The sequence below is a fragment of the Mangrovimonas futianensis genome, assembly GCF_021245805.1.
Classification (GTDB): domain Bacteria; phylum Bacteroidota; class Bacteroidia; order Flavobacteriales; family Flavobacteriaceae; genus Mangrovimonas; species Mangrovimonas futianensis.
The window spans coordinates 134,031-160,556 of sequence record NZ_JAJJNF010000004.1 but is presented as its reverse complement, the minus strand read 5'-3'; the positions used below and the strand labels follow the sequence as shown (position 1 = coordinate 160,556).

General features: G+C 38.4%; 22 protein-coding genes. 9 read left to right on the top strand and 13 right to left on the bottom strand.

What is annotated here, in order from left to right:
* Nucleotides 1–3: 3 nt before the first annotated feature.
* A complete protein-coding gene (locus LOK78_RS08010; protein ID WP_232634538.1) occupies nucleotides 4–1,326 on the top strand; it encodes a TolC family protein in 1,323 nt (440 codons plus the stop codon).
* A 2-nt stretch (nucleotides 1,327–1,328) separates the two neighbouring features.
* Nucleotides 1,329–2,000, top strand: a complete 672-nt coding sequence (gene tsaB, locus LOK78_RS08005) for a tRNA (adenosine(37)-N6)-threonylcarbamoyltransferase complex dimerization subunit type 1 TsaB (protein ID WP_232634537.1) — start codon at nucleotides 1,329–1,331, stop codon at nucleotides 1,998–2,000.
* Here tsaB and LOK78_RS08000 read toward each other — a convergent pair.
* The 4 genes from LOK78_RS08000 to LOK78_RS07985 form a co-directional block, all read right to left on the bottom strand.
* Nucleotides 1,997–2,815: a mechanosensitive ion channel family protein gene (locus tag LOK78_RS08000; protein WP_232393377.1), complete on the bottom strand. Its 819-nt coding sequence runs from the start codon at nucleotides 2,813–2,815 to the stop codon at nucleotides 1,997–1,999. The two genes, tsaB and LOK78_RS08000, sit on opposite strands and share 4 nt — an antisense overlap.
* Nucleotides 2,816–2,920: 105 nt before the next feature.
* Nucleotides 2,921–3,277 (bottom strand): DUF1304 domain-containing protein, encoded by a 357-nt coding sequence (locus LOK78_RS07995; RefSeq protein WP_232634536.1) that lies wholly within the window; start codon nucleotides 3,275–3,277, stop codon nucleotides 2,921–2,923.
* Nucleotides 3,278–3,334: 57 nt separating this feature from the next.
* Complete coding sequence (locus LOK78_RS07990) at nucleotides 3,335–3,535, bottom strand: dodecin family protein (RefSeq protein WP_053970448.1); 201 nt, start codon at nucleotides 3,533–3,535, stop codon at nucleotides 3,335–3,337.
* Between the two features lie 64 nt (nucleotides 3,536–3,599).
* Entirely contained in the window at nucleotides 3,600–4,502 is a 903-nt protein-coding gene (locus LOK78_RS07985; protein WP_166956004.1) for a NifU family protein, read from the bottom strand.
* A 246-nt stretch (nucleotides 4,503–4,748) separates the two neighbouring features.
* Here LOK78_RS07985 and LOK78_RS07980 point away from each other — a divergent pair, with 246 nt between their 5' ends.
* Both LOK78_RS07980 and LOK78_RS07975 read left to right on the top strand, forming a co-directional pair.
* Nucleotides 4,749–10,871 carry an FIDD domain-containing protein gene (locus tag LOK78_RS07980; RefSeq protein WP_232634535.1) on the top strand — a complete coding sequence of 2,041 codons (6,123 nt, stop codon included), beginning with the start codon at nucleotides 4,749–4,751 and terminating at the stop codon, nucleotides 10,869–10,871.
* Between the two features lie 4 nt (nucleotides 10,872–10,875).
* Entirely contained in the window at nucleotides 10,876–11,898 is a 1,023-nt protein-coding gene (locus tag LOK78_RS07975; RefSeq protein ID WP_232634534.1) for a PorP/SprF family type IX secretion system membrane protein, read from the top strand.
* Between the two features lie 37 nt (nucleotides 11,899–11,935).
* On the opposite strand, the gene LOK78_RS07970 is transcribed toward LOK78_RS07975, so the two are convergent.
* Complete coding sequence (locus tag LOK78_RS07970) at nucleotides 11,936–13,090, bottom strand: vWA domain-containing protein (RefSeq protein ID WP_232634533.1); 1,155 nt, start codon at nucleotides 13,088–13,090, stop codon at nucleotides 11,936–11,938.
* A 205-nt stretch (nucleotides 13,091–13,295) separates the two neighbouring features.
* Here LOK78_RS07970 and LOK78_RS07965 point away from each other — a divergent pair, with 205 nt between their 5' ends.
* The 3 genes from LOK78_RS07965 to LOK78_RS07955 are packed head-to-tail and all read left to right on the top strand — an operon-like array spanning nucleotide 13,296 to nucleotide 16,710.
* A complete protein-coding gene (locus LOK78_RS07965) occupies nucleotides 13,296–15,452 on the top strand; it encodes a tetratricopeptide repeat-containing sensor histidine kinase (protein WP_232634532.1) in 2,157 nt (718 codons plus the stop codon).
* On the top strand, nucleotides 15,453–16,187 hold the full coding sequence (locus LOK78_RS07960; protein ID WP_232634531.1) for a LytR/AlgR family response regulator transcription factor: 735 nt from the start codon (nucleotides 15,453–15,455) through the stop codon (nucleotides 16,185–16,187).
* A 4-nt stretch (nucleotides 16,188–16,191) separates the two neighbouring features.
* Entirely contained in the window at nucleotides 16,192–16,710 is a 519-nt protein-coding gene (locus tag LOK78_RS07955) for a gamma carbonic anhydrase family protein (protein WP_232634530.1), read from the top strand.
* Here LOK78_RS07955 and murI read toward each other — a convergent pair.
* The 8 genes from murI to LOK78_RS07915 form a co-directional block, all read right to left on the bottom strand.
* A complete protein-coding gene (murI, locus tag LOK78_RS07950) occupies nucleotides 16,707–17,486 on the bottom strand; it encodes a glutamate racemase (RefSeq protein ID WP_232634529.1) in 780 nt (259 codons plus the stop codon). The genes LOK78_RS07955 and murI overlap by 4 nt on opposite strands.
* Nucleotides 17,487–17,553: 67 nt before the next feature.
* Entirely contained in the window at nucleotides 17,554–18,063 is a 510-nt protein-coding gene (locus LOK78_RS07945) for an OmpH/Skp family outer membrane protein (protein ID WP_053969858.1), read from the bottom strand.
* 37 nt (nucleotides 18,064–18,100) lie between these two features.
* Entirely contained in the window at nucleotides 18,101–19,102 is a 1,002-nt protein-coding gene (locus tag LOK78_RS07940; RefSeq protein ID WP_237692837.1) for an OmpH family outer membrane protein, read from the bottom strand.
* A gap of 158 nt (nucleotides 19,103–19,260) precedes the next feature.
* Entirely contained in the window at nucleotides 19,261–21,900 is a 2,640-nt protein-coding gene (locus LOK78_RS07935) for a BamA/OMP85 family outer membrane protein (protein WP_232634652.1), read from the bottom strand.
* Nucleotides 21,872–22,612, bottom strand: a complete 741-nt coding sequence (uppS, locus tag LOK78_RS07930) for an undecaprenyl pyrophosphate synthase (RefSeq protein WP_232395704.1) — start codon at nucleotides 22,610–22,612, stop codon at nucleotides 21,872–21,874. The genes LOK78_RS07935 and uppS overlap by 29 nt, the downstream gene beginning before the upstream one ends.
* A gap of 4 nt (nucleotides 22,613–22,616) precedes the next feature.
* Nucleotides 22,617–23,306 carry a type IX secretion system protein PorG gene (porG, locus tag LOK78_RS07925; protein ID WP_053969857.1) on the bottom strand — a complete coding sequence of 230 codons (690 nt, stop codon included), beginning with the start codon at nucleotides 23,304–23,306 and terminating at the stop codon, nucleotides 22,617–22,619.
* A gap of 100 nt (nucleotides 23,307–23,406) precedes the next feature.
* Nucleotides 23,407–24,291 carry an NAD kinase gene (locus tag LOK78_RS07920; protein WP_232395705.1) on the bottom strand — a complete coding sequence of 295 codons (885 nt, stop codon included), beginning with the start codon at nucleotides 24,289–24,291 and terminating at the stop codon, nucleotides 23,407–23,409.
* Nucleotides 24,292–24,951: a CBS domain-containing protein gene (locus LOK78_RS07915; RefSeq protein ID WP_053969855.1), complete on the bottom strand. Its 660-nt coding sequence runs from the start codon at nucleotides 24,949–24,951 to the stop codon at nucleotides 24,292–24,294.
* 86 nt (nucleotides 24,952–25,037) lie between these two features.
* Here LOK78_RS07915 and LOK78_RS07910 point away from each other — a divergent pair, with 86 nt between their 5' ends.
* Nucleotides 25,038–25,751, top strand: coding sequence for a pyridoxine 5'-phosphate synthase (locus LOK78_RS07910; RefSeq protein WP_053969854.1), 714 nt, complete (start codon nucleotides 25,038–25,040; stop codon nucleotides 25,749–25,751).
* The gene (locus LOK78_RS07905; protein ID WP_232634528.1) at nucleotides 25,752–26,516 is read left to right on the top strand and encodes an alpha/beta fold hydrolase; all 765 of its coding nucleotides are present in this window, start codon (nucleotides 25,752–25,754) and stop codon (nucleotides 26,514–26,516) included.
* Nucleotides 26,517–26,526 lie beyond the last annotated feature (10 nt).

The window sequence follows — 26,526 nt, the reverse complement described above, 5'->3', positions numbered from 1 at the left end:
AGAATGAAAGCTATAGCAATGGGCCTCTTACTTTTTGGGTGTGGTTTTATTTATGCCCAGGAAAAGGTATGGACTTTACAAGAGTGTGTTGATTATGCTTTGGAAAACAATATTTCTGTTTTACAAGGGCAAAACAACTTACTTACAAATGAACAGGATATCATTGCTAACAAAGGAGCAATGCTTCCTTCCTTGGATTTTAGTGGTAGACAAGGCTTGACTTTGGGAAATCAAGAATTATTCCCGGGACAGTTCGTTGATAGAACAGCTCATAGTACAAGTTTGGGATTGAATTTAAACCAAACCATTTTTAATGGATTCCGATTGACAAATTTGTACAAGCAATCCCAGTTAACTCTTGAAAGAAATGAATTGGAGTTAAATAGAATTAAGGACGACATTTCTTTGAATGTGGTAAATGCTTATTTAAATGTGTTGTTCAATAAGGAGAATTTAGAAACGGCCCAAGCTCAATATGAGTTTTCTCAAAAACAATTGCAACAAGTTCAAGAATTAGTGGATGCCGGGTCTCAACCTCAAGCCAATGTTTATGATGCTGAAGCGACTTTGAGTAGTGATGAACAAAATTTAACCGTAGCAGAGAATAATTATAATTTGGCCATCCTGTCGTTATCCCAATTATTACAATTGCCTTATGAGGGATTTGAAGTTGAAATTATAGAGGTAGATAGCCCTTCAGCAGCTTTAATGTATAAAGATATCAAACCTATATTGGAATATGCTTATGGAAATAGATATGAGATTAAAGTAGCGGAAAAAAATATTGAGGGAGCAGAATTAAGTACCGAGATTTCTAAAAGTGGATTTATGCCCAGTCTGGGATTTTCATACGGCTTTGGGTCTAATGTTTTCTACTCGAATGTAATTCAGGGAGAAGAGTCTTTTTTTAATCAACTTAATGATAATAAGTCCCAGAATTTTTCTCTTAATTTGAGAGTGCCTATTTTTTCTCAATTTCAGAACAAAACGGCTGTTGCTAAGTCCCTTGTTCAAGAAGAGAATGCTAAATTAAATTTAGAGCAAGCCAAACTTGATCTTGAAAGTAATATCCAAAGAGCTTTCACCGATGCGCAGGCTGCATTAAAGGCTTATGAAGCAGCAAAAAAGTCAGTTGAAGCACAAAAATTGGCATTTCAAAATTCGCAAGAGCGTTATAATTTAGGCTCTATGAATTCATTTGACTTGGAGCAATCAAGAATTCAGCTTATCAATGCACAATCACGTTTGATTAATGCGAAGTATGATTTTATTTTTAAAACAAAAGTTCTGGATTTTTATTTGGGTAAACCAATTGTAGTAGATTAATTGTGGCATATATTTTAAACATAGAGACATCAACAACCAATTGCTCGGTTTCCTTGGCTAAAGACGGCAAAAACGTTTTAATATTAGAGGATAATAGCGAGAATTATTCCCATGCTGAAAGGTTACATGTGTTTATTCAGGAATTATTTGAAAAAACAGGGGTGTCTAAATCAGAATTAGCTGCAGTGGCTGTTAGCAAGGGGCCAGGTTCTTATACAGGATTGAGAATAGGAGTCTCAACTGCCAAAGGAATTTGCTATGCATTGAATATCCCTTTGATAGCCGTTTCTACTTTAAAAGTCTTGGCTGTTCAGGTTGAAAATTCAGAGGGATTGATTATTCCTATGTTGGATGCTAGACGAATGGAGGTGTATTCTACCGTTTTGGACTCAGATTTAAATGAAGTAAGAGAGATTCAAGCCGAAGTTTTAGACGAAAACAGTTTCTCTGATTATTTGACTCAAGGTCCTGTTTATTTTATTGGAAATGGCGTTCAAAAAACGAAAACAGTCATCAAACATTCTAATGCCCATTTTATTGAGGGTAAAATGCCTTCCGCCAGAGAAATGGCCGCCCTGTCATTTAAAGAATATAAAATAGGCAACACCGAAGATGTTGCCTATTTTGAACCATATTATCTCAAGGATTTTATTGCCCTAAAGCCAAAACCCTAACTTTCTTTATGAATTTCTACTTGATGTGGGTAAGGTATTTCGATACCTGCTTGGTCAAGTGCTATTTTCGCTTGTTCCATAACATCAAAGTAAACGGTCCAGTAATCGGCCGTATTACACCATGGTCTGGTAGCAAAGTTGACCGAACTATCAGCAAGTTCCAAAACATTGACTGTCGGAGCTGGTTCTTGTAATACCATGGGATGTGATGTAAGTACATTCATTAAAACTTCTTTGGTTTGTTTAATGTCCGCATCATAGCTTACTCCAAAAACCAAATCCACACGTCTGGTTCCTAAAACTGAATAATTTGTAATATTCCCATTTGATAAAGCACCATTGGGGATAATAATTTCTTTGTTGGATAATCCAGTAATTTTGGTCGTGAAAATTTCAATCTCCTTGACAACCCCCATCTCACCTTGTGCTTCTATCAAATCGCCAATTTTGAAGGGTTTAAAAATCATGATAAGAACACCACCTGCAAAATTTCCTAAAGAGCCTTGTAGTGCCATACCCACGGCAAGACCTGCGGCTGCAATAACGGCTGCAAATGAAGTGGTTTCAACACCAAGTTTTGATAAAATGGCAAGGATCAATAAAATTTTAAGGGTCCAACCTATTAAATTCAAAAGGAATTTTTTGAGACTTTCATCGTAATCCCTTTTATCCATAATTTTTTTTGTGGTGCTTGTTAATTTTTTGATAATCCAGGCACCTATAATCCAAATGGCAATGGCTCCAAGAATTCTGAGCCCATAATCGGTGGCAAATTCAATTCCTTTTTCCGTCCATTTTTCTAGATCTTTTTCCATAAGTATTTTTCGTATTAAATTGATTAAAAAGTAAAGTTATAGCTTAAAGATTATTTAATGCTTTAAGATAAGGTTAAATATAGTGATAAGCCAAAGGTTAGACCATTAAATAAGCAGAAAGGCGATACAGGCTAAGATGGCAGGTACTGATTGAAACCAAAATAAAATGCTTTTTTTTGTAGAGAATGCTCCATAAATGCCTGCAACTATAATGCAACATAGGAAAAACATTAAAAAGGGAGTGGCATTCAAATAGAGAGCATACAATAAACCTGCAGCCAAGAACCCATTGTACAGGCCTTGGTTAGCGGCCAAGACTTTGGTGTCTTCAGCAAATGCTTTAGATTTTAGCCCGAAAGTTTTTATCCCTTTTTTAGAGGTCCAAAGAAACATTTCTAAAAACAAAAAATAAAAGTGCTCCAAGGCAACAAGAATACAAAGTGAAGTGAAAAGAAGTGTCATGAAATAAAAAAGTGCTTTTAATCATAAAAGCACTTATATGTTTAGATGGTTCAACAATTAATCAACAGCAAAGGTAATTTTCACATTTACTCTAAATTGAGCAATATCCCCATTTTTAATGACCGTGGAATGCTCTTTTACATATGCTGATTTGATGTTTTTAATTGATTTTGATGCCTCTTTTACTGCTGTTCTAGTGGCATCTTCCCAGCTTTGTTCAGAACTAGCTAATATTTCAATGACTTTAAGTACGCCCATAATACTGTGTTTAAATTAATAAATTAAATGTGTGTACCTAAAGATAATTAAAAATAGCTGAATATTAGCCATTTATGGCTTCAACTGTTTCAACTTTCCCTTGTAGCATTTCCCTTAACATGTTTTCGATGCCATTTTTCAAAGTGAAAGTGGAGCTTGGACATCCACTGCAGGCTCCTTGTAAAATAACTTGAACACTCTTTTTGGAGGCATCATAGGATTGAAAAACAATGTTCCCGCCATCGCTCGCTACGGCTGGCTTGACATATTCTTCTAATATATTGACAATCTCCTTAGAAGTGTCATCTAAGGCCTCAAAAGTTTGATCTAGTTTTTCGGTTGTTTTATTTAGAGCTTCAGCGGCTTGAGGAGACAGAATTTCTTTCCCTTTTTCAATATAGTCTTTAATAAATTCTCTCAATTCAAGGGTGATGTCATTCCATTCAGCCATATCGTATTTGGTAATGGATACATAATTCTCGTCTAAAAATACATTTTTAACAAAAGGGAAATGAAAAAGCTCTAAAGCTAGAGGTGATAATTTGGCTTCATCTATAGAAGTAAATTCATATGAAGAAGTCACTAACTTTTTATTAGCAACAAATTTCATGACGGACGGATTTGGAGTACTTTCTGCATAAACTGTTACTGAAACTTTTTTTCTTGTTTGGTCTTCAGTTACAGCAACCCCGCCTTGATTAAAATACGATTCAATTTGTTCAGCGACTTCACCCTGAACATCATCCCAAGAAACAATATCAAAACGTTCTATAGCTACAAAATTACTGCCTATATAAACCTTCTTGACAAATGGTAGGTAAAAAAGTTGTTGAGCTAATGGAGATGGTTTTGCTTCATCTATATTGTTGAATTCAAAACTTTCATGGTTGGTTATGAATTGATTTAATTCAAATTTGATGATTTTTTCGTTATTGGTGGGTTTTATATCAATTTTAAAAGCTGTCATTTGTTTTTGTTTAGGTGGTGCAAATTTACTAAAAGTTAAAAGTTGAGAATGCTTTTTTGTTAAGGAATTGATAGTGTTATGTGTTAGATGAAGTAGTGTCCTTACATTTTAACGATTAATTAAGGTTTTTGTTAAAAAATATTAACGTTTCACATAAATTTCATTAAATTTCGCGCTTTAATTTCTGAGGTTCTTTTGATTGTTTTTTCCCAACAGGATAGTTATGGCCTCTACTAAAAAATTGGTATGAGAAAAATTATATTGTTATTCACAACTGTATTGCTTTCGTTTTCAGGATATTCTCAAGACATTTTGATGCAGAATGGAACTGTGAACCAATGTTCAGGTACCTTCTATGATTCTGGAGGACCTGATGGAACCTATACAAATAATGAAAATTATGTCTTAACTATTTGTCCGGATGGAGGCGATTTTATCCAAGCAGATTTCACCTCTTTTTCTACACAATTAAATACAGATTACCTATATATATATGATGGTGATGATACTACCGCACCTTTAATCGGGCAGTATGCTGGTGGAGGATTCAACAGTCCGGGTACCGTAACAGCTTCAGATAGTAATACTTCTGGGTGTTTAACTTTTGAATTTGTAAGTAGTGGAACAGACACTTCAAACGGTCCTGGATGGGCAGCAGATATTATATGTGGTACAGCATGTCAAGATATCGAGGCTATTATAGAAAGCACAAATCCAGCTGTTAATGCGGATGGTATCGTTGAAATCCCTGCAGGAGGTACTGTTGATTTTGTTGGAACAGCCAATTTTTCGGAAGATGGCACTGGGGCAACTTATTTCTGGAATTTTGGAAACTTTGCAAGTGGCTCTGGTACTAATGTGTCCCAAGTGTTTAATAACGCAGGAGTTTATACCGTTACACTTACAGTAGAGGATACAAACCCAACAGGATGTTCAAATACAACATCTATAGAGGTGCATGCTTTAGCTCCTTACTTGGTAGTGGACACCACCAGCTATACAGAGGAAGAATTGGTTCAGGATGTATTGATTAGTGGAGGTTGTGCCTCGATTGAAAACTTAACATTTCAAGGACCAAACGGAATAGCATATTTCAATAAAAGTGCCTCTGGTTTTCCATTTCAAGACGGAGTTCTTTTGTCGTCAGGAAATGCTCAAGATGCTGAAGGACCTTCGCAAGGAAACAATAGTACTGGAGGATGGCCAGGTGATGCCCAATTGTTTGATTATATGCAGGATTTAGGGATTGACCCGGGATTGAATAGCTACAATGATGCCACGTATCTAGAATTTGATTTTATTCCAGTAGCAAATCAAATTAGTTTTAACTTTTTATTTGCTTCGGAAGAGTATGGAACCTATCAGTGTAGTTTCTCTGATGCGTTTGCTTTTTTCTTGACAGATATGTCAACAGGCGTTACAACTAATTTAGCTATCGTGCCTGGTACTACAGATCCTGTTTCTGTTATTACAGTAAGAGATGATACCTATAATGGAGGTTGTGCTTCTGTTAATCCAGAATATTTCGATAAATTTTATGGTACACCAAATGGTTTAGACCCTACAACTGCGGCCATTAATTATAGGGGGCAAACGGTTCCAATGGTGGCCTTTTCTGAGGTAGAACCTTATAATGTATACAAAATAAAATTAGTTGTTGCAGATAGGAATGACAGTATTTTAAATTCAGCAGTATTTTTAGAAGGTGGAAGTTTTGACTTAGGAGGAGATCTTGGAGAGGATCTATTGATCGTGACCGATAATACTGTTTGTGAGGGTGTTGATGTAACTTTAGATACAGGAATCCCTGCGGGAGATGGTAGCCATGTTTGGTATTTTGATGGTGAAGTTATTGAGGGTGAATCCAATTCAGTTATTACTATTAATCAAGAAGGGACATATTCTTATGACTTATACTTAACTGAAAACTGTCAAACTTCTGATGAGATTTTTATTGAGTTTTATCCAACTCCAACACCAATAGATCAAGCTGATAATTTGTTCATATGTGGACAACCTAACCCGCCATATATTTTTGATTTGACTCAAAATAATGAGGTGGTTTTATTGGGTATGGAAGACGCAGATGAATTAGAAGTTTCTTACCATAATTCTGAAGCAGATGCCAATGCAGACGCTGGAATTATTGATCCTGCCGATGCCTATTCCGGAACAGATGGCGAAGTAATATGGGTGAGAGTAGATTATCCTCTTGCAGATTGTTATGAAATAGCAAGTTTCACATTAAACGTGATTCAAGAACCAATCATCAACCCAGTTGAAGATATGATCCAATGTGATGATCCTTCAAATGACGGCATTGCGGATTTCGATCTTGAGACGCAGACCTTGGGTATCTTGGGTACACAGCCTGAAGGTGATTTTATAGTGACCTATTATGACAGTTTTGCTGCTGCCGATTCAGGAACAGGTTCTTTGGATAGCCCTTACACGGTGACTTCATCCCCGCAGCCTATCTGGGTAAGGGTAGAACTTGACAATCCTAATACCACATGTGTTACGGTGAGCCCCGACCCAGTATTCTTTTTGATCATCGAGCCATTTGCCGACACGAGCTTTACGGTAGACCCTACCTGTGACGGAGCGGTGGTGACCCTTACCGGCGAACCTGGCGGGACCTTCAGTTTTGCTGATCCCCAGCCACCGGTTGCGGTGATTGACCCAACTACCGGAGAAGTGACCGGAGCCTCCCCATCCGAGGAGATCACCATCATATACGCCCTTGACAACGAATGTAGCGCTTCCTCTGAAGTGACCTTCAACGTGATCGACATAGACGACCCGAGCTTCACCCTGACCCCAACCTGTGACGGTGCCACAGCCGAGGTAACAGGTACCCCTGGCGGAACCTTTACCATGGTGGACGTCAACGGCGTTGGCGGTACGATCAACCCGGATACCGGTGAGATCACCGGCGGTCCATCCGAGGCAGTCTATGACGTGACCTATACCACCAGCGGTACCTGCCCGGACTTTTTGACCCTGACGGTAACCGTACCTTTCTCCGAGGACACCACCTTTGAGATGACCCCCAACTGTAGCGGAGCGACCGCTACCATATTGGGCGATGTGGACGGGACCTTTAGCATGGTAGACCTAGGAGACGGTGCCAGCATCGACCCTGCCACGGGAGAGATCATTGGCGGGCTTTCAGGCGCGACCTATACGGTCACCTATGCCTTTGAGAACGTATGCAGTGAGCCAACGACCTTGGATGTCACAGTGATAGTGACCGACGACCCAAGCTTTACGCTTACCCCAACCTGTGACGGCGCTACAACTGAAGCCGTAACCCCGGGAGGGACCTATGCCTTTACAGACCCACAACCAACAGATGCCGTGATTGATGCAGCTACGGGAACCATCACCGGTGGAGCCCCTGGAGCGACCTATGAGGTGGTGTATACCACCAACGGTACCTGTCCGGACACGACGACCAATACAGTAACCGTACACCCGCTTCCGACCCTGGCACAGGACCCGGCAGAACTGATCGTTTGTGACGACAACACCCCCGACGGTGTTGTGGAGATGGACCTGACCCAAATGGACGGTCCCATCACGGGCAACAACCCGAACTATGTGGTGAGTTACCATGCCAGCCAGGCCGATGCCGATGCCGGTACACCAGAGGTGGCCCCATCCGCAGATGCCTATGTGGGTACAGACGGTGAAGTCGTTTACGTAAGGGTAGAGAGCGTGAACACCGGCTGCCATACCACCACGACCCTGACCCTTCAGGTAGTGGGTGCACCAGCGGCCAACATCCCACAGGCGCTTACTTACTGTGACCCTGACAACGATGACCTGGGCGAGTTTGACCTGGACAGCACCATAGAAGAAATTACAGGAGGCGATACCAGTTTAGATGTTACCTTCCACCTGACCTACCAGAACGCAGTGGACGATGTGCTGCCACAGAGCAGTCCGTTGTCCAACGTCCTTGGGCAGGTGATCTACGTAAGAGTGGACTATGCCGGTGTGGATACCGATTGTCCTACCATTGTGGAGCTGCAACTGATCGTGCAGCCAACACCAGAGATTGCCGATCCATCACCATTGGAACTGTGCGACGATGCCGTTGCCGATGGGATGACACAGTTTGACCTGACCCAGGCCAACACAGAGATATTGAACGGGCTGGACCCGACACTGTACACGGTGACCTATTACACCGAAGTGGCCGATGCCGAGATAGGGCCATCTGCCCCCAGTTACATAGCGGTCCCTACCGCCTATACCAACCAGTTTACACCACAGACCCTAGGGGTTCGTGTGGAGGACAATGCCACTTTGTGTTTCCGTACCACGACCCTGGAGCTGATCGTGAATCCGCTTCCTACCCCGGCACAGACCCAAGAGGCACTGCAGCTGAGCATCTGTGACGACAACGACGACAACGACGGCTATGCAGCCTTTGACCTGACCGATCAGGACGGGATCATTACCAGTGGGACACCCTCCTGGAGCGTGGACTACTACGAGACGGCCATAGACCGTGACAATGACAACCCGATAGCAGACTATACATCCTATACCAACACATCGATAGGTGGACAGCCGCACAACCCGCAGACCATCTATGTGAAGGTGACCGACCAGGATACCGGTTGCTATGCCTATTCGACATTGACCCTTGAGGTATCGCCATTGCCGACACCGACCCCTGCAGAGAACCTTCAGGATCTTGTGGCCTGTGACGATACCGATACGGGAGACCTGTCCGAGAGCTTTGACCTAACGGTCATGGAGGACAGTATCATCCTTCCGGGAGAGACTGGCCTAACGGCTACCTACCATACCACGGAAGAAGGTGCAGAGGAAGGGGACACATCCATAGCAGATGCCACGGCCTTTGTGAACACCCAGACCCCACAGACCGTATGGGTAAGGGTCACCAACGACCAAACGGGCTGTTACAACGTGACCAGCTTCCAGGTAGTGGTCAACCCGCTTCCCGATGCATCGGCGGAGCTTGAAGACCTGATCGCCTGTGAACTGAACACCGACGGTGTCTATACCTTTGACCTGACACAACAGGATGCCACCATACTGAACGGACAGGATCCGTCATCCTATGGAGTGACCTATTACACAAGCTTGTCCGGGGCACAGAACGCCACGGGCGGCATTGCCAGTCCCTGGGCCTTCACCAACACGGTGAACCCACAGGAGATCTTCGTGAACATCATGGACCTGGAGACCCGCTGTGACATCGCCACGATCAGTTTCTTTGTGGAGGTACAGGAAGCTGCCGAGGCCAACACGCCGGAGCCTTTTGTACTGTGCGATGACAACATGGAGTTTGACGGTGACCCAACGGACGACTCGGTGGCCTTTGACCTGAGCACGCAGAACGCCACGGTACTTGACGGTCAGGACCCGGCGAACTTCACGGTAAGTTACTATGAGACCGAGGCAGACGCCCTGGCCATGGACAACGCCATCGCCAACCCGACCTCCTATATGAACCTGAGCAACCCGCAGACCGTCTGGGTGCGCGTTGACAACGATACAACACCGGATAGCATCTGCTACGACATCACCACCCTGGAACTTCAGGTGGCGCCTATTCCTTCCTTTGTTCTGGAGGATGTGTACGTACTGTGTACGGACACCAACGGGACGGAGGTCGTGGGCTCTCCACTGATGGACACGGGACTTGATGCTTCGGCCTACAGCTTTGAATGGAGCGAGGCCACGGACCCTGCGGTGGTACTTGGCACGGATTCCAGCTACATGCCAACGGTAGCCGGCACCTATACGGTGGTGGTGACCGATGTGGACAACGGCTGCAGCAGCGCCATGAGTGCCGAGGTGATCCTGAGCTCTCCACCGATGGTACAGGCCACGGTAACTACCCAGGCCTTTGCAGACAACCACGTGGTAACGGTAACGGCCACGGGAGCAACCGATGCGGTGTTTGAGTTCAGCATAGACAATGGTCCATGGGTAAGCAACGAGCCCAATGACGGCAGTTATGTGTTTGAGAACCTGTCCTTCGGGGAACACCTGGTACAGGTAAGGGATATCAACGGTTGCGGTATCGGCAGTGATACGGTGACGGTAATGGACTACCCATTGTTCTTTACCCCCAATGGGGACGGGGACAACGACACTTGGCAGATTTACAATATTAACACCCAAGTTAACGCTAAAATTTATATATTTGACCGCTATGGAAAGCTGCTCAAGCAATTGAGCCCCACTGGCGAGGGATGGGACGGTACCTACAACGGGGAGCTGATGCCATCGAGCGACTACTGGTTCACGGTCGAGTATACCGAACCGGGAGAAAGCAACGGGGAAACAAAGATCTTGAAAGAGCATTTTACCTTGAAACGATAAACCTATGAATATTAAGAAACTTTTATTAGTAGCAGTAACGACTTTTATTACATATTATAGTACCAATGCCCAAGAAGGTCTACCTATTTACTCTGATTATTTAACTGATAATTATTATTTAATACATCCTTCTATGGCGGGGGTTGCTAACTGTGCAAAAGTTAGGGTTACCGGGAGACAGCAATGGTTTGGTCATGAAGATGCGCCTAAACTTTTGACGGTAAGTGCCAATAGTAGATTAGGGGAGTCACCTTCTGCACTAGGGGCTATATTTTATACAGATGAAAACGGGTACCACTCTCAAACAGGAGGATATTTAACGTATGCTTACCATATTCAATTCTCTAGAAGTGAATTGGATTTAAGTATGTTATCGTTCGGTTTAAGTGCAGGATTTATACAATACCGTTTGAATGAATCTGCTTTTCAAAATGATTTGATTAGCCATCCTGATAGAATTATTTCTGGTGTGGATCAAAGTGCAACCAATTTCAATATTGATTTTGGGTTTTCTTACCACTTTGATGAACATTACATTCATGCTACTGCTAGAAATATCTTGAGAAATGATGGTATCAATTCTAATGAAAATGGAATTTTTGCTTATGATAATCCAAGACAATTCTTGGTAAGTGCTGGTACTATTTTAGCTAAATATGGTAGTGAGTGGAGTTTTGAGCCATCACTTATGTTTATGTATAAAGACGGAACCAAAGAATCTTCTATAGATATTAATATGAAGGCTTACAAAGAAATGGAATTTGGTAAAGTTTGGGGAGGTTTATCATATAGAAGAAGTTTGGACGGTGCTGAATTTCAAGATGGAACAGGTGTAAGTAGTCAAAAGCTTCAATACATTACTCCGATTTTAGGTATCAACTTCAATCAGTTTATGTTTGCTTACAATTATTCGTATCAAGCAAATTCTGTAGTGTTCAACAATGGTGGTTTTCACCAAATCACATTAGGATTTAATTTCAATTGTCGTAGAGAGCGTTACCATTGTAACTGTCCAGCGATTAACTAAATAAAAAAAGAGCCTTGAAAATTTCAAGGCTCTTTTTTTATTGATTATTCTCCCACTCGTAATTCTTAAGTGCAGCCTGCTTTTTTATACTATTAATCATCGCAGATTGTAATTCGGTTGTGTTTTCTTTTTGATGTGATTTAAGGTATTCCATTCTTTTTTGATTGATTGACTGAATTTCCTTGTTTATCTGTGCTCTCTCTTCAGCTTTTTCATTCAAGTATGTTTCAATTTCAGTTTTTGACTTTGTTTTTAATTCTTTTGGTAAGTGCTCCTTGTTTAAATTTTGGAGATCGATAGTTTGATTCTTAATGGCATCAACTAAGTCCCATGTTGAATTGTCATATAAATAAGAGCTTTTACTAATACTTCTTGTGACTGCATTAGTTTTACCCATTGAAGCAGCTTTGTCATCTTGTTCATGTTGCATTAGTTTTTTTTCTTGTCCTTTTTGTCCATAGGTGATATAGGTCTCATTAAGTTTTTCATTTAATTTTAAAATGTCATCATCAAATGGGGTTGATGCATAATGAGTTTCATTATTTTGATTTATGGCCATATAGGTGCCATGAGTTAAATTTGCCCCTTCTTCCCAATAACTATTAATACCCTCCTGATAGTCTCCACAATAAATGGTATTGATGGTTATTTCTTTCTCTTTAGCATTTAAACTTGCCTGTTGAAATGGAATTGGTCCCTGTGTAAAAGGTTCATTTCCTGCAATAAATATTAAATTAAGATCATTATATTCTTTACCCCAACCAAGTTCCCTAGTTGATGTTGAGATGACTTGACCACAAAATTCATTACCTCCATTAGTGGTGAGGGAAAATAGGTTATTTGAAATATCATCCAGATCGGAATTAAAAGGCATCACTTGTCTTATGTAACCATTTTTTACATCTAATTGGTCATTGCCATACTCATAAATAGCGATTTTTAGGCTGGGTTTTAAATCCTTGAATTTTGCCTGAGATAATTCATTTACCATAGACCAAAGTTGAGCTTTTGCTTGATCTATTAAACCATCCATACTATTGCTGGTATCCAAAAGAAGAGCGACGTGAATTGTTGGTTTCTCGACCAAAGGTTTCATTTGGCTAATCTCGGATTGAGCTAATTGTTTTGTTTGATTGTTTCTTTTGCATCCCATGAGGGCCAAAGTGACTAGAATAAACAGAATTTGTTTCATGATATAAATAAAAAAGATTTCAGAAATGTAAATTGAAAGTAATTTATAAAAAAGGGAGAATGAGCCAGAGGGGCATTACAATTAGTTAATGTGCATACTGCTTGAGTAAAACCCTATAAAATACCCTGTAAGTCCTTTAGACTTAGTATAAATGGTTTTAGAATAAGATGAAAAGTATGTATGTTTACTATAATATTATTTTTTTATGAAGCGTGAAGCAACATATTATATTATCATCTTCTTTACATTCATGAATTTCTATGGGTTCGCTCAGAATAGAACTGATTTGAACGAGGTCAAACAGTATGAAATTAAAGGGCAGGTAAGGGAAAGTGATAGTAAAAAAGCCATCAAAGATGTTACGGTCGAAATTTTAGCTGGCGCTCGAACCACTACAAACCAATCTGGTAGATTCAAAATAAAAGCTAAGGAAGGCGATCAATTAGTCATTAGTCATGACGATTTCCAAACGGTTTATTACGTTATTTTAAATGATGATGATATTATTGTAGAAGTACAGCCTGAATTAAACAGGAAACCTAATCAAAGAAAATCATTCGAGCAATATTCAAGATTTTTGGATTCATCCAAAAAATATTTGAAGCTGGATGTTGAAAAAGGGCTTCAATTTGCTACAGATGCTTTAGCAGAAAGCAATTCAAAAGAACAAAATGCTAGGGCATATGAGCTTATAGCCGATATTTATATGCATTGGAAGCAGTATGATCTCGCAGTGTCTAATTACCGCATTAGTTTGCAAAATATGTCTTCCTTAGAAGTGAAGGTTAAATTAGGGAGAGCTTATCAATTGAATAGGGATTTGGGTAATAGTATCAATACTTTCTTGTCTATAAATGAATCTCAATTGTCTAGTTACCAACAAACCCTATTGTTTGAAGGTTTGGGTGATGCTTATATGGATTCAAGAAACTATTCAAAGGCAATTGCAGTATATAAAAAGGGGCTTCAGGTTGCAAAAGCACATTTAATAACGCCGAAAATAATTGATTTAAATTCCAAAATAGCCAATAGTTATAATGAAAGTGGCGAAATAACGATTGCAGAAGATTATTATGACAACTCTTTAAATTTGGCTTCAAAGGAGAATAAAGAAAGGGCTTTAAAGGAAAAGGTTACAGTCGCCGATTTTCAAGGGAGTAACCGAGCTTATGATGAGGAAATTGAGCTTCGCAAAGAAGTGTTGGAAGATATCAAGGAAGTTGAAAGGGATTCTATAATCGACAATGACAGTCCGTATACACCACAAAAACAAAATTATAAGATAGGGAATGCTTTTTACCTTCAGAAGGATTATGACAGTGCTATAAACTACCTAGAGAAAAGTATTAAGCAAGCTGATACTAAATCTGATTTGGTTGTGAAAAAGGATGCAACTAGGAAGCTTTCAGAAGTATATAATAGTTCGGGAGATTCAGAAAAGGCCTTAAAGACGTATCAAGATTATACTGAATTGGTTGAACAATTGTATGTGAAAAAAGAACAGGAAATTGTTAGGGCTGCTAAATTTAGCAGGGATATAGCCAACCAGCAGAATCGTATTAAGAGTTTGGAGAGTGAAAGGGAACTTTCTGAAAGTAAATATCAATTGACTACCGAAAGAAACAGAAATCAACAGATTGTTATTTATTCCTTGGTGTTTGGGATGACTTTATTAATTGTTGTGGCGTATTTGATGTATAAGTATATAAAACAACAAAGATTAGCCAATAATTTATTGGCTTTAAAATCGCTTAGAAGTCAGATGAACCCGCATTTTATTTTTAACGCCTTGAATTCAGTCAATAGTTTTATTGCCACTAATGATGAGCGAACTGCCAATAAGTATTTGTCTGATTTCTCTACGCTTATGCGAGCCGTTTTAGAAAACAGTGAAGAAGACTTTATTCCATTAGAGAAGGAAATAGAATTGTTAGAGTTATATACCAAATTAGAGCATTTCAGATTTCATGATAAGTTTGATTACAGCATTGAAGTAGATCCGAAAATTAAGATAGATGAGTTTCAAATCCCTCCCATGCTATTGCAGCCCTATATTGAAAATGCGGTGTGGCATGGGCTTAGGTATAAAGAAGAAAAGGGATGGCTTCAAATAGACATTTCTTATATCAACAGGAATGAAATAGCCATCACAATTTCAGATAATGGAATAGGGAGGGAACGATCAAAGGCCTTAAAAACTCAAAATCAAAAAAAACATAATTCAAAAGGACTGAGTAATATACAAAAGCGGGTGGTCATTTTGAATGATATGTACAAGGACAAAGTAGATGTTCAAATAGAAGATATTAATAAGGGCGAAGAAACGGGAACTAAGGTTGTTGTAACCATAAAAAAAGATTAAATGAATTTAAGAGCAATTATCGTTGAAGACGAACAAGCAAGTAGAGATATTTTAAAAAAGTATTTGGATAAGTATTGTCCGCAGGTTTCGGTAATGGGCGAAGCATCAAATATAAATGAAGGTCTTGAATTAATTAGAAACCATGAGTTGGATTTAGTGTTTTTGGATGTTGAGATGCCTTATGGTAATGCTTTTGATCTTTTGGAAAAAGTAGGAGACAGAACTTTTGAAACCATATTTGTGACCGCCTATAATCATTATGCTATGGAAGCTCTAAATGCGCATGCTTCTTATTATTTAATGAAACCGGTTTCTATAGATGAGTTGATTAAGGCAGTCGATTATGTTGTCGATATAAAGGAAAAGGAAAATGCACTTCAAGATCAGGTATTGGTTCCCAAGCAGCCAGGGGTTATAGGAAAAATTACCATTTCTCAACAAGATGGTTTTGAGGTTCTTGAAACTTCAGACATTCTTTTTTGCAAAGCTGATGATAATTACACAGAAATCCATTTAAAAAACCATAAGAAAAAAGTGGTTAGTAAAACCCTAAAGTACTTTGATGAAACCTTGGAAGCTTCTAATTTTGTAAGGGTGCATAAATCCTACCTTGTCAATGTTAACGAAATTGTCAAATACCTGAAAGGGAAAGGGGGGAGTGTTGTACTGAGTAATGGGCAAGAGATTATGGTTTCTGCCTCAAAAAAATCTGGATTATTATCTTATTTTCAATAGAATTATGGCTTTAATAAAAGAAGTGAATGGAAAATCTCCTGAAATAGGAGCCGATTGTTATGTGGCGGAGAATGCAACCATTGTTGGAGAGGTGAGTATGGGAAAACAATGTAGTGTTTGGTTTAATGCGGTGATACGTGGAGATGTGCATTATATAAAAATGGGGGACAAAGTAAATGTTCAGGATGGCGCCGTCATTCATTGTACGTACCAAAAGCATCCTACGACAATTGGGAATAATGTATCCATCGGTCACAATGCACTTGTTCATGGATGTACCATTCATGATAATGTTTTAATAGGTATGGGAAGCATTGTCATGGACAATTGTGTCGTAGAGAGCAATAGTATTGTTGCCGCTGGAGCAGTAGTCACTCAAAATACACGGGTAGAAGCCGGCAGTATTTATGCAGGTGTGCCAGCCAAAAAAGTAAAGGATATCAGTCAGGAATTAATATCAGGTGAAATAGATAGGATAGCCAACAACTATGTGAAATATTCTGGTTGGTTTAAAGAGGACTAAAAGTCCAGATATGTGGCATTGAATTTGTCCCCTATTAACTGGTTCATGACCTCGGGGTTAGAATTACTATAAAATTCTAATTTTGGGTTTGTAGGTAGTGAGTTGAGAAGGTTATTTTTTTCAAGAATAGCCTTGGTCTGTTTGGCTACAGCCTCTCCTGAATCAATGATTTTTACGTGTTTTGGAAGTATTTTCAAAAGCTGAGGAATGAGATAAGGGTAGTGGGTGCATCCTAGTACTAAATAGTCAATATCGGCCTCAATCATAGGTTTTAAATAGGTGTTTAATAATTGATGCATTTCTTTGGAATCCAATTTCCCATGTTCTATCAGTGGTACAATACCATCACCATCCTGCTCCAAAACTTTAATCCCTCGCGCAAACAAATCAGTAGTTTGATTGAAAAGTTCACTTGCCAAAGTGCCTTTAGTGGCTAAGATGCCCACTGTTTTGGTTTTAGTATTTAAGGCGGCAGGTTTAATGGCGGGTTCGATTCCAATAAAGGGGACATCAAATGTACTTCTCAGTACTTTTATCGCATTGGTAGTTGCTGTATTACACGCCACAACAATGAGTTTGGCTCCTTTATTAAGCAATAACTTGGTATTCTTAATACTCAGGTCAATAATCTCTTGTTTGGTTTTATTCCCATATGGAGCATATCTACTGTCAGCAAGGTAAATAGTGCTCTCGTTGGGCAACATGGCATGTATTTCTTTCCAAATAGAAGTGCCTCCCACGCCAGAATCAAAAATACCTATAGGTTGTGTGCTCATTGTTACAAAAATAAAAAAGCTGCCTTGTTGAAGGCAGCTTTTGTAATTATTTTATGAAAGGAAATAATTAAATTCCCAATTCTTTTTTCACGTCATCTAACAGGTTTTTACCGTCGGCCATGATAACACCTCCACCTTGAGTTGAATCTAAAACGTAATCAAAACCTTGTGCTCTGGCAACTTTCAAGATAGCAGCTTTGGCTTTTTCAGTAATTGGCTTTAATAGGTCAATTTCTTTTTTCTGCATTTCTTGTTGTGCAGTTGCTCTATATTGCTGAATGTTTTGTTGCATAGTCATAAGCTCATTAGAACGCTTTTGGTTCTCTTCATCAGTCTTGGTTTGAGCTTCTGCCTCATATTGCTTAGCCTTATTTTGGTATTCAGTAATAGAGGCTTGGATGTCTGCTTCGTAAGTTTTTGCTAATTTATCCAACTCACTTTGGGCATTTTTCATATCAGGCATAGCTTCTATCAAACTTTGAGTGTTGATATGAGCAACTTTGCTTTGAGCCTGAGAGAAATTGATAGCTCCAAAAAATAGTGCGGTTGCAAATAAAATGGTTTTCAATTGTTTCATTTTTACTAGTATTAATGTGTGTTATAAATTAAAATTGTTATTTATCTTCATTGTCCTCTTTCGGACTCTCTTCTTGTTCTTGCGCCTTTTGGCGTTCTTCTAATATTCTTTGTTTTCTAGCCTCAAGTTCTTGCTTCCTTCTTTCTCTATCTTCTAGTTTCTTTTGACGTCTTTCTTCTAGAATTTCCTCTCTTGTTTTTGTTTCTGTAGCTTCTCCATTGGCTTGTGTTTTACTTTCTGTATCCTCCGTAATGTTGTCAGATTCATCTGTATTTTCAGCTTCACGAGCATCAATTTTATCTTGTCTCGCTTTTTCACGTGCCGCAATGATACTATCTCTTCTCTGTTGAATTTCTAGTTTTCTTTGTTCCCGAGCATTCATAATGCTATCTCTCCTTTGATCCTGAGCATTTTCTCTTGCTTCTAATTCTTCGTTGATTTCAGGTAAAAGCTCTTCTTCATCGGCGGCTTTTCTTTCAGCTCTTGAAGTAGCTTGTTGACGCTTGTTACTTCTTGTGATACTTCTTATAACTTCATCACTAAAATCAAATCTATCTGCGGAATAGAGCATGACTACATCAGCGGCTTTGTCAAAAACAAAGTCATACTTTCTTTTTTCAGCCATATCTTGAACAGCGGCAAAAATTTGATCTTGTATGGGTTGGATTAATTGCTTCTTTTGAATCATTAAATCACCATTAGGACCAAAACGCTTTTGTTGGTAATCAAGGATCTCTTTCTCTTCAAAGGCTATGTCTTCTTCTCGTTCCTCAATCAATTCTTTAGTTAAAAGCACTTTCTCGTTGCTCAGATCTTTTCTTTTTTGTTCAATCTCACTTAGTTTGGTTTCAATTTCTTGCTTCCATTGCAATACTTTCTTGTCTAATTGTGAGGTAGCTTGTTGATATTCTGGGACGTTTTGAAGAATATATTCGGTATCAATGTAACCAATTCTTACACCTCGTTGAGCGTAAGAGGATACACCAATGGTGGAAATCACTATCAGTAAAAAAAGAACTTTTAATTTGATCTGCTTCATGTTTAATGATTTATGGTTTCATAAATTCTAAAAACAACAGATGCAGAAACTCCTGCTTTCTTTAGAATTAACGTTTTCAAAATTAACGAAATTTAACTTTAAAAATTTTAATTCCCAATGTAAATAATCTATTTGGTATTAGAAAATATCGTGCCAAACTAAAATTGTTGTCCAATAATGAAATGTGTTTGCCATCTACTAGGATTAAACTCACCAGGTACCGGATCAAATCCATACCCGAAATCAATACCTAACAGACCAAAGGCGGGCATAAAGATTCTTACACCTACACCTGCAGATCTTTTAAGATCAAAAGGATTGTAGTCATGAAAATCATTGTAGGTGACACCTCCTTCTAAGAAGGTTAATCCGTAAATTTTAGCTGTTTGACTTAAAGTAATAGGGTATCGTAATTCTAAAGAGAATTTATTATAAATCGTTCCTCCATCATTTGTTGGGTTTCCATTTTCATCTAAAGGTTGAATGGATTGGTTAGGATAACCTCTTAGGGCAATGGTTTCCCTTCCATCCAAGGTGTAATTGGCTAAACCATCACCTCCAAGGAAAAATCTTTCAAATGGTATCACACCTCTATTTGGATTATATGCCCCTAAGAAACCAAATTCTAAACTAGGTTTTAAAACTAGCTTTTTTGCTAGTTCTGAATACCAGTCTACTCTAAATTTAATTTTGTAGAATTCTAACCATTTAAAACGTTCTTGATCTATCTCAGCAATTCTGTCTACAGCTTCCACACGATCTGCTTCAGGATTGTTGGTGTCTGAAACAAACTCATCTAATTCGTTTCTTTCATCTCTCAAAGCTCTATAATCAACACCATTGACCAAAGAGTAAGGGAAGGTAACTTTAGCACTTACTGTAAAGTTAGATCCTCCTGTAGGGTAAATAGGATCGTTATAAGTATTGTTTCTACTTAAACCTATGGTATATGCCAAGTTATTTGAATACCCATCTCCAAAAGTAAATAAGCTCGTATTATAATTGTTTAAGTTATAATGTTGAAAAGTCAAGGCATGTGAAATTGAAAAATAATCATCTGGGATGGTTAATCTTTTTGCCAGTCCTAGGGTTACACCAGTGACATTGAAACTTCTACTTCTGTCAGGTCTTCCAGTTCTGTAATCATATGAAAATTGCTTGGAATGAGAGAATGACGTTGAAAATTGAACCGGTTTTTTTCCTCCCATCCAAGGTTCTGTAAATGAAAAACTATAGGTCTGGAAGAATTGACTGGCTTGCAATCTTAAAGCTAGTTTCTGTCCGTCACCTCTTGGAACAGGTGTATATGCATCCTTATTAAGGATATTCTTTAGTGAAAAGTTGTTAAAGGAAAGGCCCAGTGTTCCAATGAAACCGCCACCACCGTAACCACCTTGTAATTCTACTTGGCTTGAACCTGTTTCAACCACAGAGTATTCCAAATCGATGGTTCCTTCATTAGGTTTTGGGTTTTTAAAATTAGTTCCAATTTGTTCGGCATCAAAGAATCCTAATTGACTTAATTCCCTGATGGTTCTTATTACATTAGACTTTTTGTAAAGTTGACCTGGTCTTGTATAAAGCTCTCTGTAAATTACCTTATCATTGGTAACTTCATTTCCAACAATGGTGATATCATTAAAATGAACAGGTTTACCTTCTGAAATTCTAATCTCTAAATCAATGACGTTGCCTTCAGCACTAACTTCAACTGGATTAATGGTAGAAAAAAGATATCCGTTGTTTTGATACATGTTTGTGATATCCAATGCATCAGGAGATGTATTATCTGCAATACGTTTTTCTAGCATAACACCATTGTATTCATCCCCTTTTTCAATCCTTAAAACACGTTTAAGTTGTTCATCTGAATAAACGGTATTACCAATGAAAGAAATATCTCCAAAAGTGTATAATTCTCCTTCTTCAATATGAATACCAATGGCTACATTTTTATCATCAACAACCGTAATGGAATCTGCAACTATTCGCGCATCTCGATAACCATTTTCTTTATACTTATCGATGACAGCTTTTAAGTCTTCCTTATAATCGGCTTCTATATATTTAGACCGCTTGTACACGCGAATGAAATTCTTTTGTTTCGTCTTTTTCATCGCAGCTTTCAATTTATTGTCGGTGAAAACTTCATTACCAGTAAAATCGATGTCTTTGACTTTTACCTTACTGCCTTTATCAATCCTGACAACCATATTGACTCTTGCCTTTTGAATTGAATCTTGAACTTCAATTGTATTTATGGCTACTTTAGAATTGTAGTAACCATCTTTTTTATACGTATTAATAAGGTAGTTTTTTGTGGTAGTAATAAGGTTTTCGGTTACCTTGACACCTTTATCAAGTTTGTTTTCCTTGATGATTTTTTCCCTCTTTGATTTTTTAACACCTGTAATTTTAACCTCATTCAGTTCTGGTAAATCAGTTAACCTAATTTCCAAATAAGCCTGATTGCCATTTTTAACATCCTTAAGGTAAATTTCTATGTTGTTGAAAAGGTTGGAATTCCAAAGCTTGGTAATGGCTTTGCTTATTTTTTCTCCAGGAATAGCAATTTCTTCTCCTTTTCTTAATCCCGAATAGGCAATAATGGTTTGTTCACTAAAGGAGGTTTCACCATTTACAGTAATCTCAGCAATTGTATATGTTTTACTGTCTTGAACCGTTAATTCTTGGGCGACAGCCGATGGAATACTTAAAATTAAGGTAAGTAATAATGTAAAAAGTAATTGTGTTTTCAATAGCTTGCTATCAATTAATTTGTTCACTTGTTTTCCCAAATCTTCTCTCTCTATTTTGATAATCAATGATGGCCTTAAATAAATCCTCCTTGGTGAAATCTGGCCAAAGAACTTCCGTAAAATATAATTCAGCATAAGCAATTTGCCACAAAAGGAAATTGCTTATCCTGCGTTCTCCGCTCGTTCTAATAAGCAAATCCACATCGTGTAAATTTTGCGTGTAAAGATGCTTATTAATAACCGATTCGTCAATATTTTCGGGAGAAATTATGTTATTTTTAACTTTATGGCATAAATCCTTGATAACCTGAGTGATTTCATCCCTAGAGCCATAACTTAAGGCAAGGGTTAGTATCATTCGGTTATTGTTTTTGGTTTTTTCCATGACCTCCAAAAGCTCTTTATTTATTTTTTTTGGAAGCGCATCTAAGTTGCCTATGGCATTTAATTGGATGTCATTCTTCTGGAGTGTCTCCAATTCGTTCTTCAAGGAAGATACTAATAACCTCATAAGGGCCTGAACCTCTGGTTTTGGTCTGTTCCAGTTTTCTGTAGAAAATGCATACAAGGTTAGATTTTTAATGCCTAATTCAGCCGAGGCTTCTACCACTTGTCTTACCGATTTGGTGCCATTTTCATGGCCTATGGCTCTTATCAAACCTTTCTGTTTGGCCCATCTGCCGTTACCATCCATGATAATGGCAATATGATTTGGTAACTTTTCGGTATGTATTTGATCTTTTAAGTCCACTTGCCTAAAAATTGCAGTAACATGGTTTTCGGCCAAAGGTATAGGTAATGGTTAAACCAGAAAACACATACCAGTCATTGTTATTAACATTTCCAATGCTCATAGTGTCTTTAATTTGATGGGAATCTGGTTCACTTCCATCTATTTCATCTGAAAAAGTATATCGTGCTCCAATTTCAAAAGATAAAATAATATGCTCGGTTAGTCTTCCTTTTACTCCTAGAGCCATAGGAATCCCGAAGGCTAAGCTTTCAGTGTCTTCATCAATAATTCTGTCGTTTCTATAGTAGAAGTTATCGTGGTAGGCAACTGCAATACCTGAAAAAAGATATGGGGTGAAATTACGTCGGCCATCGTGTAAACTGTAATCGAAAAAGGTAAATTCCAAACCAGCGGCCAATTCCACAACGCCATTTTTAAAACTATAATTTCTTTCTTGTCGTCTGGGATCATCAGACTCACTGTCTCTTCCTTCTAATTCAGAAAAAATTGCAGAAAACCTGAAGGAGTGTCTATTGCTACGATTCCATTTCCAAACGGCTCCAATAGCCGGTTTGTTAGGGGCGATGTATTTGGTCGAGCCAATATCTCCTATAAAGTTGCTACCCCCCAAAAAGACACCCAACTCATGGGTTTGCGAATGGCAAATTTGGACGGTAAAAAATAATATGATTAAAGTGGTTAAATACCTCATAAACACTTAAAAGTTTGCAAATATAATAAATCTAAATTCCCAATAACAAATTGTAGGGGTTTGTGTTAGGTTTAAAACAAGATTTATTCACTTTTATTGTTTAATTACGCTTATCTTCTCCCCAAAGAAGTTTTTTTCTAAGGGTGTCTAGAAAACTTTCATCTAAGAGTTCAATCATTTTTATTTTGAAAGGTGCTTTGGAGATGGTTATGAGTGTTTCATTATCTAAAGTGGCTATTCTAGAGTCTAGGGAGATTAAATGTTGGTGTTCTCTTCCAGATACTTTCAATTGAATTTCTGTAGTGTCTTTAATAACAAGAGGTCTTGCGTTTAAATTGTGTGGCGCAATAGGGGTGAGCACAAAACTTTCAGCATGGGGGTCAATTACTGGGCCACCGCAACTTAGAGAATATCCTGTAGAGCCTGTGGGGGTAGAAACTATCAAGCCATCACTCCAGTATGATGTAAGGTATTCTCCATTTAAATGAGTATCTACCGTAATCATGGAAGTGGTGTTTTTTCGACTTACCGTAATTTCGTTTAATGCGAAATTTAGGTTTTCCATATTTTCATTGGAAGGTGTTGTTTTGACTTCCAATAGACTACGTTCTGAAATCTTGTATCTCCCTTCAAAAATGTGGTCCATCGCAGTTTCAATGCGATTGTTTTGAATGGTTGCTAAAAAACCTAATCGCCCGGTATTAATTCCGACAATGGGAATGGATTTATCTTTTACAAAGGTGATTGCTCTTAAAATGGTGCCGTCTCCACCGATACTTATTAATAAATCAAAACTGTCATCTAATGTTTTGAAGGTATTAAAATGATAAGCATTTTCGTCGGGATTGATTTGACTGTTGATGATTTGCAAGAAAGTTTCTTCAATGAAGAAATCCCCATTTTTCTTTTCGAGATAATCAAAAAGAATCTTTATAGCCTCCTCGGCATTTTGGTGGTAAAATTGCCCAAAAATTGCTACCTTCATCTATATATTCAGGTATTTATTGAGGTAATCAGAACGCTCTTTGAGGCTTTCCATATAACTGTCCTCCTCGTGTCCAGAAATTATATTGTAGCTATATCTTCTAAAGGTTTGCATAATATCGTTAAGTCCTGTATTGCCCACTTTCAGGGTGATTTGAACTAGGTCATTTTCAATTTTTGAAATAAAAGCTCCTAAAAGTTTCCCATTGTTTGATTCTACAATTTGACTCAACTCACTAAAGGAATAGTCATTAATACCCTTTTCTATGATTAAAATACCACCAGCTTCAGCAAAAAATGGTGTTTCGTTAAATAAGGTGATTATATCATTGAGCTCATAATAACCTAAATAGGTGTTTTTGACATCAAGGACGGGCATGATATTGGTCGAGTTTTGAGCAAAAGATTCCAAAACATCAAGCCATACAGTTGTATCTCTAACGAAAAAACCTTCAATAGTATGTCCGTAATCAGAAATAAGTTTTTTACCATCAAGGCAATGAGCGTCATTTTCAGAAATACAGCCTAGATACTGGTTCAAGTCATTTACAATAGGAATGTGAGAGTAAGTCAGCTGATTGAACATAACCTGAACATCACCAATGTGGTCCTTGATGTTCAAGGGTTTGATGTCGTTTATGATAAATTCAGCAAGGTTCATACACTTTCTTTTATCTGCAAATTAATCAAAAAAATGCTACAATAAGCCTGATTCAGTTTGTATTTTTGTTGAAAGAAACGTTAAAAATGACCAAGCTAAGTGTTAATATAAATAAGATCGCCACTCTAAGAAATTCAAGAGGAGGGGATGTTCCAAATGTGGTTCAATTCGCAAGAGATGTTCAAAGATTTGGTGCTGAGGGTGTCACTGTTCACCCAAGGCCAGATGAACGCCACATTACCTATCAAGATGTTTATGATTTAAAATCAGAAGTCTATACCGAGTTTAATATTGAAGGGAATCCTATAGATAAGTTCAATAAAATGGTGCTTGAAGTAAAGCCCACTCAAGTAACCTTAGTTCCCGATGCAGAGGACGCTATTACAAGTAACGCAGGTTGGGATACCATTAAGCATAAGAGCTTTCTTCAGGATGTCATCGCCCAATTTAAAGAAAGTGGGATTAGGACTTCCATTTTTGTTGATCCAGTTGAGGCTCAAATTGAAGGAGCTAAAGAGACTGGTACAGATAGAATTGAATTATATACCGAAGCCTTTGCGCATCAATTTGGTTTGGGTAATAAGAATGGAATTAAACCTTATTCGGCATGTGCAGAACTGGCCAATCAATTAGGGTTGGGAATCAATGCTGGACACGATTTATCCTTGGATAACATCCAATTTTTTAAAGAACACATTCCTGGGTTATTGGAAGTCTCAATAGGGCATGCTTTAATTTCTGAAAGTCTTTATTTGGGTATTGAGAATGTGGTTCAAATGTATTTAAACAAGTTGAAGTAAATGGAATTATATTCAAATGTTATTGGTGAAGGTCGCCCGTTTATCATTCTACATGGGTTTTTGGGCATGAGTGATAACTGGAAAACCCTTGGAAAGGCTTTTGGCGAGCAAGGATTTGAAGTACATCTTTTAGACCAAAGAAACCATGGACGAAGTTTTCATGATGAGGCCTTTAATTATGAAGTGTTGGTAGCAGACCTCAAACATTATTGTGAAATCAATAATTTGCGAGATATTATCCTTTTAGGGCACTCCATGGGTGGTAAAACAGCCATGTTGTTTGCCACAGAGTATCCAGAATTGGTTTCTAAATTGATGGTGGCAGACATCTCTCCTAGGTTTTATCCAGTACATCATGATCGAATACTAGAAGGCCTAAGTAGTTTGGATTTTTCAGAATTAGGGTCAAGAGGAGAGGCAGATGATCAATTGGCCAAATATGTTTCCGATTTTGGTACAAGACAGTTTTTATTGAAGAATCTTTATTGGGTAGAAAAAGGGCGGCTAGGTTTGAGAATGAACTTACCGGTCTTAAAAGCGCAGGTTGAAGAAGTAGGTGAGGCTTTACCGATGCATGCCAAATTTGATGGTGACACCTTGTTTTTAAGAGGTGATAAAAGTGAGTATATTTCCCTTGAGGATGAGTCAATCATCCAAAGACACTTCCCAAAAGCTAAAATTGAAACAGTAAGTAATGCGGGACATTGGTTGCATGCCGAGAATCCGGAGGAATTTTATAATTACGTCATAGATTTTATCAAGTAGTTTTTTGTAC